Below are 13,975 nucleotides of genomic sequence, written 5' to 3'. Positions count from 1 at the left end.
AAGAAAGCGGCTGGCTAATTAGTGTTCAGAACTAAAGTGTGATCTTCATCACTCAGTCGATGTCTCCTCCTTTTCTCCCAATATTCTATAAAACTCAATGTCCTGATTAAGAGCTTGTTGTTCGTCTCTGATCTCCTGTAATGACTCTAGTTGCTTGTAGATGACAAAGTATCGGTTGATGTTCGCGACATAGGTAACGGGCTCTGAACTGATATTACGTCGTGCCATTAGCTCTACATTGCCAAACCATTTGTTGGGATCGTAGCCGTGTTTCTCTGCGAGGCGACGCATTCTCGAGATATTCCCCGGCCCCGCATTGTAGGCGGCGAGCGTTAAATACACTTTGTCGTCGTCACTGATCGCATCATCGCTGAAATATCGATCGCGAATAAAGCGCATGTATTTGACCCCTGCGTGGACGTTATTCTCTATGTTGTTGATGTTCTTTATGTTGACGTTCTGGTCTCTCGCGGTACTTGGTAGTACCTGCATAATGCCAACTGCGCCTTTTGGGGAGACTTTATTCTGATTGAGCTTAGATTCTTGGAATGCTTGAGCGGCGATCATTAAGAAGTCGAAGTCATACTGATCTGCGTATTTTTTGAAGAGGGTAATGAGCTTTTCAAGCTGCTGGATGTTATTAGGATCTAGAGCCTTAGCAAACCATGATGTGTTCTCAAGATACTTATTGTAGATAACGTTACCGAGTAAGGTGCCGCCTTTAGCCGTTTTGATATAGGCGTCCACTTGTGCGGTTAGTTTGGGAGAGTCTTTGCGCATTGCCCAAGCAATCTGACCGCCCTCACGAAGTGGTAGTTCACTGTGTATATTTAGATCATCAAAGGTTTTGTTCCAGAAGAAGGCCTTATGGCTATCGAGCACAGTCGCCTTTACATAGCCTTGTTTCACCATTTCAATGAGTTCGTAATCTTGAAGCGTCTCTTCGAGATATTGCACCAATACAGGTGCCTGCCCTTCATCGGTCAGTTCCCGGTTGAGCTTTTGTAAGCTCTCAAAGTAGCTTGAACTCGCTCTCACCCAAACTTCTTTACCGCTCAGATCTTCAAGGCTGCTCAGCGCTGGGTAGTCGTCACTGGTAATAATGAGCTCATTGATGTTATCAAGGATAGGGGTACTGAACTGGATCACTTGCTCACGCCCAGGTGTCACTGTGAGATTTGCGACAATCAGGTCACCATATCCGTTTACTAGGGCTGGAATCAGGTCATCACGAGGGACTGGAATGACTTGTAGCTTCACTTTGGGGTACTTCTTTTTGAAGTGCTTTTCAAAGTGGTATAGCTGCTCTGCGCCGATACCTCTCGGTAGGCCTTTTTCAATGTAATAAAACCCAAGATCGGCGGACACGAGCACTCGTATTACTCGTTTTTCCGCAAGGGTATCTAGATCCCCTGTGTAGGGGGTGTTGCTTAATGGCGTAAGTTCTAATGCTCGCAGTGGGAGTGAGAACAATACGATGGCTAAACTCAGTAACAGCGCCTTCACTTCCATCACCTTTTTATTATTGTGTTAAAGGTAAATATATAAATGAAAACGCCTTTTCGCCAATTTGGGCACAAAAAAAGCGCTGATACGACAGCGCTTTAGTTGAGTCTCTTTGAAACTTATAGAGGGTTCAGCTCAATAAGTTTTTCTGTACGTTCGACCTGCTCTTGCATGCCAAGTTGCTCGTAAGCTTTCTTCTGAATGCTCAGAGACTTGCGAGCCGCTTCTGTATCTGGATACGTTTTCTGCAGCTCTTGAGTACGATTGATCGCGGCAATCCAAGCTTCACGACGCAAGTAGAAATCGGCCGTCGCTAGGTCATAGTTTGCTAGGCGGTTCTTTAAAGCCACCATTCGCTTTTGTGCATCTTCGGCATAAGCACTGTTTGGATAACGCTTGAGTAGGCGATCGAAGTCTGCAAATGCCGCTTTAACTGGTTCAGGGTCTCGGTCTGAACGATCAATACGGAAGATGTCATGCATAAAGTTACGATCTTGCGCCATATGACTTAGACCACGCATATACAGAACCCAGTCAGAACGCTCATGAGTTGGGTTTAGGCGAGAGAAACGCTCGATAGTGGCTAACGCAAGCGCCAAGTCATCATTCTTATAGTATGCATAGATAAGGTCTAACTGAACCTGTTCGGTATAAGCACCAAATGGGTAGCGAGAATCCAGCGCTTCAAGACGCTCGATAGCGGATGTCCAGTTACCACCTTGCAGTGACTCTTGAGCTTCAGAATACAACTGAGACGGCGGGACATCTGGGACGGTGACTTCTTTGTCAGCACAACCAAACAACAAAGCTACAGAAAGCAAGCCTGTTAGTTTAATTAGTTTCATACGAGAACGATTTTCCTTGACGTAAATATTTTTCCGCTTCCATTACTTTTCTTGCCAGTAACAGATACAATGATGGGCTATATTATCCACACTCGTGGTATTAGTCCCAAGGTTTTTTAAAAAGTTCGATATGGCTCAGCAGATTGAATTAACAAATACAGTAAAAGACAGCCAGTTAGGTCAACGTTTAGACCAAGCTGTAGCTGAACTCTTCGCAGATTTTTCTCGTTCGCGCCTAAAAGAATGGCTGCTAGACGGGAAAATCGCGGTTAACGGTGTCGTGGTGACCAAGCCTCGCACTAAAGTGATGGGCGGTGAGTTGATTACCGTTCAAGCTGAACTAGAAGATGAAGAACGCTTCGAAGCGCAAGATATTCCTCTAAACATCGTATACGAGGATGATGACATTATTGTTATCAATAAGCCAAGAGATTTCGTTGTCCATCCTGGAGCAGGGACACCAGATGGCACGGTTCTGAATGCGCTTTTGCATCACTACCCAGCTATCGCGGAAGTACCACGTGCAGGTATCGTTCACCGTCTCGATAAAGACACCACAGGTTTGATGGTGGTGGCGAAGACCGTTCCATCGCAAACGCGTTTGGTTCGTGCTCTGCAAAAACGCAACATTACTCGTGAGTATGAAGCGATTGCTATCGGTAAAATGACGGCTGGTGGTATGGTTGATAAGCCAATTGGTCGTCACTCGACCAAACGTACGCTGATGGCGGTGAATGAGCTAGGTAAACCTGCAATCACTCACTACCGTGTTGCGGAACACTTCCGTGAACACACTCGTATCCGTCTGCGCCTAGAAACAGGTCGTACGCACCAGATCCGTGTTCATATGTCTTACCTGCAACACCCACTATTGGGTGATACGGCTTATGGTGGTCGAGCTCGCATTCCTCGTGGCGCTAGTGAAGAACTGACCGATATGATCCGTAGCTTTGATCGTCAAGCACTGCACGCTGTGATGCTGAAATTTGCTCATCCAGTGACAGGTGAAGAGATGGAGTTCCACGCGCCAGTACCTGACGATATGGTAGCGATGGCCGAAGCACTTCGTGAAGATACCAAGCTAAATAAAGAAGAAGACTATTAATGTCGACTCTTAAGCCAAACTGGCAGTCTGCATCGAATGTGAGTTCGGTGACGTCAACTCGTGAAGGCGGCGTATCTAAGTCGCCGTTTTCTGGGTTGAACCTAGGAATGCATGTTGGAGACAATCCAGCAGATGTTGAAGCAAACAGACTTCAACTGGCTTCCTTAGCGAACATGCCATCTGCCCCAGTTTGGCTTAATCAAACCCACTCTACTGTGGTTGCTAAGATTGATGCGCCAACTGACACGGTTGTCGATGCCGATGCGAGCTTCACTACTGTCCCAGGTGTTGTTCTCAGCGCGATGACCGCAGATTGCTTGCCTATTTTACTTGCTGCAAAAGATGGTACTGCGGTTTCCGCCGTTCATGCGGGGTGGCGTGGGCTGGCAGATGGTATTGTTGAAAATGCCGTGTCTCTCTTCGAGTCTGAGCTGCAAGCATGGATTGGACCTGCAATCGGGTTTGATGCTTTTGAAGTGGGAGAAGATGTCCGAGACGCGTTTTGCACCAATCACCCTGAATACGCAATCGCATTCAAACCGCACCCTACATCTGGCAAATGGTTAGCTGATTTGGCGCTAATCGCTGAGATAAAGCTTAAATCTCTAGGGGTCGATAGCGTTACTCAAAGTGGACTGTGTACCTTCCAAGACTCGACACGCTTCTATTCTTATCGACGTGATGGGCAAACTGGTCGTATGGCAAGCTTTATTTGGATCAAAGCCTGATTTTCGCTCCCGTCTCTTGAAATCCTCCACCTGAGTAACCATCTTATTTGCATATCAAGCCGTATGTAATTAAGGGGGGTTGCTGTGCGCTTAGATCGATTTACTAGCAAATTCCAAGTCGCTATTTCCGATGCTCAGTCTTTAGCTTTAGGACGAGATCATCAGTACATTGAACCTGTTCACCTCATGGTCGCGCTGCTCAATCAAGAAGGCAGCTCGATTCGTCCATTGCTAACCATGCTAAATGTAGACGTTGTCCATCTGCGTTCAAAACTCGCTGAATTATTGGATAAATTGCCAAAGGTAACCGGCGTAGGTGGTGATGTTCAGCTCTCCAGCTCAATGGGGCAAGTATTTAACCTTTGCGATAAGGTCGCTCAGAAGCGCCAAGATGCGTATATCTCATCTGAAATCTTCTTACTTGCTGCGATTGAAGACAAAGGCCCCTTGGGACAGTTGCTTAAAGAGCAAGGGTTAACGGAAGCTAAGATTAACCAAGCGATCGAGCAGATTCGTGGTGGTCAAAAAGTTGATGACCCGAATGCTGAAGAGAAGCGCCAAGCACTAGAGAAGTTTACCATCGACCTCACGGAGCGTGCAGAGCAAGGCAAGCTTGACCCTGTCATTGGTCGTGATGATGAGATTCGTCGCACGATTCAGGTTCTGCAACGTCGTACCAAGAATAACCCGGTCATTATCGGCGAGCCTGGTGTGGGTAAAACCGCCATCGTAGAAGGCTTGGCTCAGCGCATTATAAATAACGAAGTGCCAGAGGGTTTGCGCGGTCGTCGTGTATTGTCCCTTGATATGGGTTCTTTAGTCGCTGGTGCTAAATACCGAGGTGAGTTCGAAGAGCGATTGAAGTCGGTACTTAGCGAGCTTGCCAAAGAAGAAGGCAACATCATCCTGTTTATCGATGAATTGCATACCATGGTTGGCGCGGGTAAAGGCGAAGGCTCTATGGATGCGGGCAATATGCTCAAACCGGCGCTTGCTCGCGGTGAGCTTCATTGTGTTGGCGCCACCACTTTGGATGAATACCGCCAATATATAGAGAAAGACGCAGCGCTAGAGCGACGTTTTCAAAAGGTGCTGGTGGATGAACCAAGTGTCGAAGACACCGTGGCGATTCTGCGCGGACTTAAAGAACGTTATGAGCTTCATCACCACGTAGAGATTACCGATCCGGCCATCGTCGCGGCGGCAAGTCTTTCTCATCGCTATGTGACAGATAGACAGTTGCCAGATAAGGCCATTGACCTTATTGATGAAGCTGCATCAAGTATTCGTCTGCAGATCGATTCGAAACCTGAATCGCTCGATAAGCTCGAACGTAAAATCATTCAGCTCAAAATAGAGCAGCAGGCTTTGAAAAATGAGTCGGACGATGCGAGTAGTAAGCGACTTTCGGTACTCAATGAAGAGTTAGATTCCAAAGAGCGCGAATACGCAGAGCTCGAAGAAGTCTGGAACGCAGAAAAGGCGGCATTATCTGGCACACAACATATAAAAGCGGAGCTTGAGCAAGCACGACTGGATATGGATGTTGCTAGACGAGCGGGCGATCTAAATCGAATGTCTGAGCTCCAGTATGGTCGTATTCCAGAATTAGAAAAGCAGCTCGATCTTGCCACACAAGCTGAAATGCAGGAGATGAGTCTGCTTCGTAACAAGGTTACGGATGCGGAAATCGCGGAAGTATTGTCGAAGCAAACGGGTATTCCAGTCTCTAAGATGTTGGAAGCGGAGAAAGACAAACTACTCCGTATGGAAGAAGTGCTGCATAAGCGTGTCATTGGTCAAGCAGAAGCGGTAGAAGTGGTATCGGATGCGATCCGTCGTAGCCGAGCAGGTCTTGCTGATCCTAACAAACCTATTGGTTCGTTCTTATTCTTGGGTCCAACAGGTGTTGGTAAAACCGAGCTATGTAAGACGCTAGCGAATTTCATGTTTGATAGTGAAGATGCCATGGTGCGCATCGACATGTCAGAGTTTATGGAGAAACATTCAGTGGCTCGCTTAGTCGGTGCGCCTCCGGGTTATGTTGGCTATGAAGAAGGCGGCTACCTAACTGAAGCGGTTAGACGTAAGCCATATTCGGTAATTTTGCTGGATGAGGTAGAAAAGGCACACCCGGATGTGTTCAACATTCTCCTTCAAGTATTGGATGATGGTCGTCTTACTGATGGTCAAGGGCGCACGGTCGATTTCAGAAACACCGTTGTCATCATGACGTCTAACTTGGGTTCATCTAGAATCCAAGAGAATTTCCAAGTTCTCGATTATGAAGGGATCAAGCGTGAAGTAATGGATGTTGTGACGTCGCACTTTAGGCCTGAGTTCTTAAACCGTGTCGATGAGAGCGTAGTTTTCCATCCGCTAGGTCAGCAACACATCAAGTCGATTGCGAACATACAACTTGAGCGTTTAGGCAAGCGAATGGAAGACAGTGGTTACTCTTTGGTTGTTGCAGATGCAGCGCTCGATTACATTGCGAAAGTGGGTTACGACCCTGTGTATGGTGCAAGACCTTTAAAACGCGCCATTCAACAAAGTATTGAGAATCCACTTGCGAAAGAAATACTCGCTGGCAAGGTGGATCCAAGCAAACCCGTCAAACTTATCGTCAATAACGATAAAATTGCGGTAGGACAGTAGCTAAATACTAGCGAACAATCGTGTAAAGGGGAGGGTTACTCCCCTTTTTTGTGTCTTTTTTGGGCGTTCTGATTCTTTTGTGTACGAACAGAAAGAAAAAGCGAATTTAATGCAAATTAGCGCTTGCCAAGTGAATGGCGATCTCTATAATGCCACCTCGCTGACACGGGAACAGAGAGATAAATCTCTAACGAGTCAGAAGGTCAAATGCTTCTAAGGAAGCAAAGCAAATTAAGTTGAAAAAAGTGGTTGACACTAAAGCTTATCTCGCTAAAATGACCGTCCGTTTTGAAGCAAGCTTCGAAACAAGTTCTTTAACAATTTAAACCTATCAATCTGTGTGGGCACTCGTTGATGATAATCAAATTAGATACCTCGGTATCAAATTAGGTTTCAATGAAACGAAGTGACCATTCGAGTTGGGAAGCAGCCTTGAGCTGTTTTGTTTTACTTTTTCAAAAGTGAAAACCAATAAGAGCACAGTCAATTCAAACATTACTTTTATGTAATGTTCAGTATTCATTGAGCCGAACAAAATCTTAAATTGAAGAGTTTGATCATGGCTCAGATTGAACGCTGGCGGCAGGCCTAACACATGCAAGTCGAGCGGAAACGAGTTAACTGAACCTTCGGGGAACGTTAACGGCGTCGAGCGGCGGACGGGTGAGTAATGCCTGGGAAATTGCCCTGATGTGGGGGATAACCATTGGAAACGATGGCTAATACCGCATAATAGCTTCGGCTCAAAGAGGGGGACCTTCGGGCCTCTCGCGTCAGGATATGCCCAGGTGGGATTAGCTAGTTGGTGAGGTAATGGCTCACCAAGGCGACGATCCCTAGCTGGTCTGAGAGGATGATCAGCCACACTGGAACTGAGACACGGTCCAGACTCCTACGGGAGGCAGCAGTGGGGAATATTGCACAATGGGCGCAAGCCTGATGCAGCCATGCCGCGTGTGTGAAGAAGGCCTTCGGGTTGTAAAGCACTTTCAGTCGTGAGGAAGGCGGTGTAGTTAATAGCTGCATCGTTTGACGTTAGCGACAGAAGAAGCACCGGCTAACTCCGTGCCAGCAGCCGCGGTAATACGGAGGGTGCGAGCGTTAATCGGAATTACTGGGCGTAAAGCGCATGCAGGTGGTTAGTTAAGTCAGATGTGAAAGCCCGGGGCTCAACCTCGGAACTGCATTTGAAACTGGCTGACTAGAGTACTGTAGAGGGGGGTAGAATTTCAGGTGTAGCGGTGAAATGCGTAGAGATCTGAAGGAATACCGGTGGCGAAGGCGGCCCCCTGGACAGATACTGACACTCAGATGCGAAAGCGTGGGGAGCAAACAGGATTAGATACCCTGGTAGTCCACGCCGTAAACGATGTCTACTTGGAGGTTGTGGCCTTGAGCCGTGGCTTTCGGAGCTAACGCGTTAAGTAGACCGCCTGGGGAGTACGGTCGCAAGATTAAAACTCAAATGAATTGACGGGGGCCCGCACAAGCGGTGGAGCATGTGGTTTAATTCGATGCAACGCGAAGAACCTTACCTACTCTTGACATCCAGAGAACTTAGCAGAGATGCTTTGGTGCCTTCGGGAACTCTGAGACAGGTGCTGCATGGCTGTCGTCAGCTCGTGTTGTGAAATGTTGGGTTAAGTCCCGCAACGAGCGCAACCCTTATCCTTGTTTGCCAGCACTTCGGGTGGGAACTCCAGGGAGACTGCCGGTGATAAACCGGAGGAAGGTGGGGACGACGTCAAGTCATCATGGCCCTTACGAGTAGGGCTACACACGTGCTACAATGGCGCATACAGAGGGCGGCCAACTTGCGAAAGTGAGCGAATCCCAAAAAGTGCGTCGTAGTCCGGATTGAGTCTGCAACTCGACTCCATGAAGTCGGAATCGCTAGTAATCGTGGATCAGAATGCCACGGTGAATACGTTCCCGGGCCTTGTACACACCGCCCGTCACACCATGGGAGTGGGCTGCAAAAGAAGTGGGTAGTTTAACCTTCGGGAGGACGCTCACCACTTTGTGGTTCATGACTGGGGTGAAGTCGTAACAAGGTAGCCCTAGGGGAACCTGGGGCTGGATCACCTCCTTATACGAAAGATTATTGCGATGAGTGTTCACACAGATTGATTAGGTTTATGAATTAAAGACGATGCTTGGGTCTGTAGCTCAGGTGGTTAGAGCGTTCGCCTGATAAGCGAGAGGTCGGTGGTTCAAGTCCACTCAGACCCACCAATCTTCCTCCCAGATGATTGGCGGTAAGCATCACACACTGATGGGGCTATAGCTCAGCTGGGAGAGCGCCTGCCTTGCACGCAGGAGGTCAGCAGTTCGATCCTGCTTAGCTCCACCATCTTTAAGCGCATTTGCTTAAGTGTTCTTAAAAATGGTTCTTTATGAATCAAGCTCTTTAAAAATTTGGAAAGCTGACGAATAACATTTGATTAATGTTATTCAATTAAAAGTTCTCAAATCCTATATCGAAAGATGTAGGTACCAACACACATTCAAGTGTTCTTGGAATTTGAGTCCGGCAAAATCGAGTCTGCATCATGTATAAAAATTGCAGACAACTTTGGTTGTTTGACAGTTTGTTTTCACTTTTCAAAAGTGAAGACAAATAGAAAGACCCTTTGGGGTTGTATGGTTAAGTGACTAAGCGTACACGGTGGATGCCTTGGCAGTCAGAGGCGATGAAAGGCGTAATAACTTGCGATAAGCCCAGATTAGGTAGTAATAACCTTTGAGTCTGGGATTCCTGAATGGGGAAACCCACCTGCATAAGCAGGTATCGCTGAGTGAATACATAGCTCAGCGAGGCGAACCGGGGGAACTGAAACATCTAAGTACCCCGAGGAAGAGAAATCAACCGAGATTCCGAAAGTAGCGGCGAGCGAAATTGGATTAGCCCTTAAGCTTTTAATGAGACAGGTGAAGGCTCTGGAAAGTGCCGCGATACAGGGTGATAGCCCCGTAACCGACATCTCATCATCAGTGAAATCGAGTAGGGCGGGACACGTGATATCCTGTCTGAATATGGGGGGACCATCCTCCAAGGCTAAATACTACTGACTGACCGATAGTGAACCAGTACCGTGAGGGAAAGGCGAAAAGAACCCCTGTGAGGGGAGTGAAATAGAACCTGAAACCGTGTACGTACAAGCAGTAGGAGCACCTTCGTGGTGTGACTGCGTACCTTTTGTATAATGGGTCAGCGACTTATATTCAGTGGCAAGGTTAACCGTTTAGGGGAGCCGTAGGGAAACCGAGTCTTAACTGGGCGTTCAGTCTCTGGATATAGACCCGAAACCAGGTGATCTAGCCATGGGCAGGTTGAAGGTTGAGTAACATCAACTGGAGGACCGAACCGACTAATGTTGAAAAATTAGCGGATGACTTGTGGCTAGGGGTGAAAGGCCAATCAAACCTGGAGATAGCTGGTTCTCCCCCGAAATCTATTTAGGTAGAGCCTCGGACGAATACTACTGGGGGTAGAGCACTGTTAAGGCTAGGGGGTCATCCCGACTTACCAACCCTTTGCAAACTCCGAATACCAGTAAGTACTATCCGGGAGACACACGGCGGGTGCTAACGTCCGTCGTGGAGAGGGAAACAACCCAGACCGCCAGCTAAGGTCCCAAATTATAGCTAAGTGGGAAACGATGTGGGAAGGCTTAGACAGCTAGGATGTTGGCTTAGAAGCAGCCATCATTTAAAGAAAGCGTAATAGCTCACTAGTCGAGTCGGCCTGCGCGGAAGATGTAACGGGGCTAAGCTATAAACCGAAGCTGCGGCAATATACTTTGTATATTGGGTAGGGGAGCGTTCTGTAAGCCGTTGAAGGTGGATTGTAAGGTCTGCTGGAGGTATCAGAAGTGCGAATGCTGACATGAGTAACGATAAAGGGGGTGAAAAACCTCCTCGCCGGAAGACCAAGGGTTCCTGTCCAACGTTAATCGGGGCAGGGTGAGTCGACCCCTAAGGCGAGGCCGAAAGGCGTAGTCGATGGGAAACGGGTTAATATTCCCGTACTTCTTACAATTGCGATGGGGGGACGGAGAAGGCTAGGTGGGCCTGGCGACGGTTGTCCAGGTTCAAGTGCGTAGGCTTGAGAGTTAGGTAAATCCGGCTCTCTTTAAGGCTGAGACACGATGTCGAGCTACTACGGTAGTGAAGTCATTGATGCCATGCTTCCAGGAAAAGCCTCTAAGCTTCAGATTGTAAGGAATCGTACCCCAAACCGACACAGGTGGTCGGGTAGAGAATACCAAGGCGCTTGAGAGAACTCGGGTGAAGGAACTAGGCAAAATGGTACCGTAACTTCGGGAGAAGGTACGCTCCTCGCGGTGAAGTCCCTTGCGGATGGAGCTATGGGGAGTCGCAGATACCAGGTGGCTGCAACTGTTTATTAAAAACACAGCACTGTGCAAAATCGTAAGATGACGTATACGGTGTGACGCCTGCCCGGTGCCGGAAGGTTAATTGATGGGGTTAGACTTCGGTCGAAGCTCTTGATCGAAGCCCCGGTAAACGGCGGCCGTAACTATAACGGTCCTAAGGTAGCGAAATTCCTTGTCGGGTAAGTTCCGACCTGCACGAATGGCGTAATGATGGCCACGCTGTCTCCACCCGAGACTCAGTGAAATTGAAATCGCTGTGAAGATGCAGTGTACCCGCGGCTAGACGGAAAGACCCCGTGAACCTTTACTACAGCTTGGCACTGAACATTGACCCTACATGTGTAGGATAGGTGGGAGGCTTTGAAACTAGTACGCCAGTATTAGTGGAGCCGTCCTTGAAATACCACCCTTGTAGTGTTGATGTTCTAACGTCGGCCCCTTATCGGGGCTGCGGACAGTGCCTGGTGGGTAGTTTGACTGGGGCGGTCTCCTCCCAAAGAGTAACGGAGGAGCACGAAGGTGGGCTAATCACGGTTGGACATCGTGAGGTTAGTGCAATGGCATAAGCCCGCTTGACTGCGAGAATGACAATTCGAGCAGGTGCGAAAGCAGGTCATAGTGATCCGGTGGTTCTGAATGGAAGGGCCATCGCTCAACGGATAAAAGGTACTCCGGGGATAACAGGCTGATACCGCCCAAGAGTTCATATCGACGGCGGTGTTTGGCACCTCGATGTCGGCTCATCACATCCTGGGGCTGAAGTCGGTCCCAAGGGTATGGCTGTTCGCCATTTAAAGTGGTACGCGAGCTGGGTTTAGAACGTCGTGAGACAGTTCGGTCCCTATCTGCCGTGGGCGTTGGAAGATTGAAGGGGGCTGCTCCTAGTACGAGAGGACCGGAGTGGACGAACCTCTGGTGTTCGGGTTGTGTCGCCAGACGCATTGCCCGGTAGCTAAGTTCGGAATCGATAACCGCTGAAAGCATCTAAGCGGGAAGCGAGCCCTGAGATGAGTCTTCCCTGGCACTTTAAGTGTCCTAAAGGGTTGTTCGAGACTAGAACGTTGATAGGCAGGGTGTGTAAGCGTTGTGAGGCGTTGAGCTAACCTGTACTAATTGCCCGTGAGGCTTAACCATACAACACCCAAAGGGTTTTGATGGACTCAAAGTAGAACATTGAATGTGAGTTCAGAGCTTTTAAAATCAGTTTTCCAGATATTTTGGCTTTTAGCTTTTTTGAAAAGCTGAAAACCAAAGCAGAATTTGCTTGGCGACCATAGCGTTGTGGACCCACCTGACTCCATGCCGAACTCAGAAGTGAAACGCAATAGCGCCGATGGTAGTGTGGGGCTTCCCCATGTGAGAGTAGGACATCGCCAGGCTTTAAATTTTGGACACTTGCATTAGCGAGTATGCCACTGCGGAGTGGTAGTTCAGTTGGTTAGAATACCGGCCTGTCACGCCGGGGGTCGCGGGTTCGAGTCCCGTCCACTCCGCCACTTATTTGAAGGTTTCGACCTTCGGTCGAATGAGTCCCGCTTGAGCGCAAGCCCGGCCATTCCGCCACTTATTTGAGAGTCGTCTCATTAAAAACGAAGATAGGGGTGTAGCTCCAATTGGCAGAGCAGCGGATTCCAAATCCGCGTGTTGGGAGTTCGAATCTCTCCACCCCTGCCATATTCAAAGGCTCTGACTTAGGTCGGAGCCTTTTTTGTTTTCGCTTTTCCAAAGCGATGTGTTGGGAGCTGGGTCGCCAGCCCGGTCAAATCTCTCCATCCCTGCCATATTCAAAGGCTCTGACTTAGGTCAGGGCCTTTTTCGTTTTCGAATTTCTATATTCTCCAACTTCGCAGTTCACTGATATACTCATTTCCATCACTACTGAAATGGATATGATTATGCCTCACTTACGCTTTAGAGCTCTTGAAGAAGAGATGGTTAAAACGCTTTCAAGCCCACTTGTCGATGAGCTTCAGCCTCTAATGGATTGCCCTAGAGAGGATTTTACGATTGAACATATCAGTTCCACCTTCTTCTTTGATGCTCAGCAGAGTCATGCGTATCCTTTTGTCGAGGTGCTATGGTTCGACCGTGGGCAAGAAGTCAAAGATAAGGTCGCAAGCGTTATAACCAATCAAGTGCGTTCTGTACTTGGTAAAGAGCGAGATGTGGCAGTAATTTTTGTCGCTTTAGAGCCAAATAGTTATTACGACAACGGTAATCACTACGGCTAAACCATCGAATTAGGCTGCTCTCATAAATGCGACTGGAGAAGTTCCTTGATGTTGACTATTGTTATTGGTACTTCAGCGGATTAGTCGTTGTTTTCTAGGTTTTATTGTTGTCTTGCTTAGGACTGTTCTGCTGCTTTGAAAGGGGGTGTTCCCCAATCGTTAGGGTAAGGAATACTGTTATGACAATGATATCATCAAGGCAGTTTGCCCGATGGCTAAGAGAGAGGTTTGCTTCTGAAAAAAGCGGAGTGATCCTGACCAGAGAAGACATTAATCAACTATCCGGTAGGCAGAGTTTCACGCTGGGGTTTGTGAATGACATCCACTACGAACTGATGCAGCATGGCATTGCCTTTGTGACCGATACGAGCAGAGAGAAATTCTATTTAATTCCCGTCAACTCTGCTGAAAATTGGCGTAAAAAGCTGGAGATCCAGTACGAGAAAGAGCTGTACTGCAATGTGTTCCCAATCGAAAAGTCTGGGTAATAAAAAAGCCTCCA

The 13,975-nt window shown here is 48.0% G+C and carries 7 protein-coding genes, 4 tRNA genes and 3 rRNA genes; 12 read left to right on the top strand and 2 right to left on the bottom strand.

The window, feature by feature from the left end; all coding sequences use genetic code 11:
* Window positions 1-48 precede the first annotated feature (48 nt).
* Entirely contained in the window at window positions 49-1,512 is a 1,464-nt protein-coding gene (locus AC6I8U_RS13375; protein ID WP_498017143.1) for an MltF family protein, read from the bottom strand.
* 113 nt (window positions 1,513-1,625) lie between these two features.
* Window positions 1,626-2,351, bottom strand: a complete 726-nt coding sequence (gene bamD / locus AC6I8U_RS13370; RefSeq protein WP_498017142.1) for an outer membrane protein assembly factor BamD — start codon at window positions 2,349-2,351, stop codon at window positions 1,626-1,628.
* A 130-nt stretch (window positions 2,352-2,481) separates the two neighbouring features.
* On the opposite strand from bamD, the gene rluD reads away from it, so the two are divergent.
* From rluD to AC6I8U_RS13310, 12 genes are all read left to right on the top strand, one after another.
* Window positions 2,482-3,456, top strand: coding sequence for a 23S rRNA pseudouridine(1911/1915/1917) synthase RluD (gene rluD, locus AC6I8U_RS13365; protein WP_234494465.1), 975 nt, complete (start codon window positions 2,482-2,484; stop codon window positions 3,454-3,456).
* Window positions 3,456-4,184, top strand: coding sequence for a peptidoglycan editing factor PgeF (gene pgeF, locus AC6I8U_RS13360; protein WP_252013583.1), 729 nt, complete (start codon window positions 3,456-3,458; stop codon window positions 4,182-4,184). The genes rluD and pgeF overlap by 1 nt, the downstream gene beginning before the upstream one ends.
* Window positions 4,185-4,268: 84 nt before the next feature.
* Window positions 4,269-6,842 carry an ATP-dependent chaperone ClpB gene (clpB, locus tag AC6I8U_RS13355; RefSeq protein ID WP_498017141.1) on the top strand — a complete coding sequence of 858 codons (2,574 nt, stop codon included), beginning with the start codon at window positions 4,269-4,271 and terminating at the stop codon, window positions 6,840-6,842.
* A 541-nt stretch (window positions 6,843-7,383) separates the two neighbouring features.
* A 16S ribosomal RNA gene (locus tag AC6I8U_RS13350) occupies window positions 7,384-8,934 on the top strand.
* A gap of 66 nt (window positions 8,935-9,000) precedes the next feature.
* Window positions 9,001-9,077, top strand: a tRNA-Ile gene (locus AC6I8U_RS13345).
* 42 nt (window positions 9,078-9,119) lie between these two features.
* A tRNA-Ala gene (locus AC6I8U_RS13340) sits at window positions 9,120-9,195 on the top strand.
* A 292-nt stretch (window positions 9,196-9,487) separates the two neighbouring features.
* Window positions 9,488-12,376, top strand: a 23S ribosomal RNA gene (locus tag AC6I8U_RS13335).
* A 129-nt stretch (window positions 12,377-12,505) separates the two neighbouring features.
* Window positions 12,506-12,621 (top strand): 5S ribosomal RNA (rrf, locus tag AC6I8U_RS13330).
* Together the 16S, 23S and 5S rRNA genes with 4 tRNA genes alongside form the textbook arrangement of a ribosomal RNA operon.
* Before the next feature lie 40 nt (window positions 12,622-12,661).
* Window positions 12,662-12,738: transfer RNA gene (locus AC6I8U_RS13325), tRNA-Asp, on the top strand.
* A 101-nt stretch (window positions 12,739-12,839) separates the two neighbouring features.
* Window positions 12,840-12,916, top strand: a tRNA-Trp gene (locus AC6I8U_RS13320).
* Window positions 12,917-13,137: 221 nt separating this feature from the next.
* Window positions 13,138-13,473 (top strand): DUF1904 domain-containing protein, encoded by a 336-nt coding sequence (locus tag AC6I8U_RS13315; protein WP_498017140.1) that lies wholly within the window; start codon window positions 13,138-13,140, stop codon window positions 13,471-13,473.
* Window positions 13,474-13,652: 179 nt separating this feature from the next.
* Entirely contained in the window at window positions 13,653-13,961 is a 309-nt protein-coding gene (locus AC6I8U_RS13310; RefSeq protein WP_042476155.1) for a hypothetical protein, read from the top strand.
* Window positions 13,962-13,975: the final 14 nt, after the last annotated feature.

This window comes from Vibrio sp. KUL80, assembly GCF_059725495.1.
This window is presented reverse-complemented; position numbering and strand designations above follow the sequence as displayed.

What these genes read in the sequence shown, in the direction of transcription:
- pgeF (WP_252013583.1), top strand. Translation starts at nt 3,456, where the DNA reads ATGTCGACTCTTAAGCCAAACTGGCAGTCTGCATCGAATGTGAGTTCG.
- bamD (WP_498017142.1), bottom strand. Translation starts at nt 2,351, where the DNA reads ATGAAACTAATTAAACTAACAGGCTTGCTTTCTGTAGCTTTGTTGTTT.
- AC6I8U_RS13315 (WP_498017140.1), top strand. Translation starts at nt 13,138, where the DNA reads ATGCCTCACTTACGCTTTAGAGCTCTTGAAGAAGAGATGGTTAAAACG.
- AC6I8U_RS13310 (WP_042476155.1), top strand. Translation starts at nt 13,653, where the DNA reads ATGACAATGATATCATCAAGGCAGTTTGCCCGATGGCTAAGAGAGAGG.
- rluD (WP_234494465.1), top strand. Translation starts at nt 2,482, where the DNA reads ATGGCTCAGCAGATTGAATTAACAAATACAGTAAAAGACAGCCAGTTA.
- AC6I8U_RS13375 (WP_498017143.1), bottom strand. Translation starts at nt 1,512, where the DNA reads ATGGAAGTGAAGGCGCTGTTACTGAGTTTAGCCATCGTATTGTTCTCA.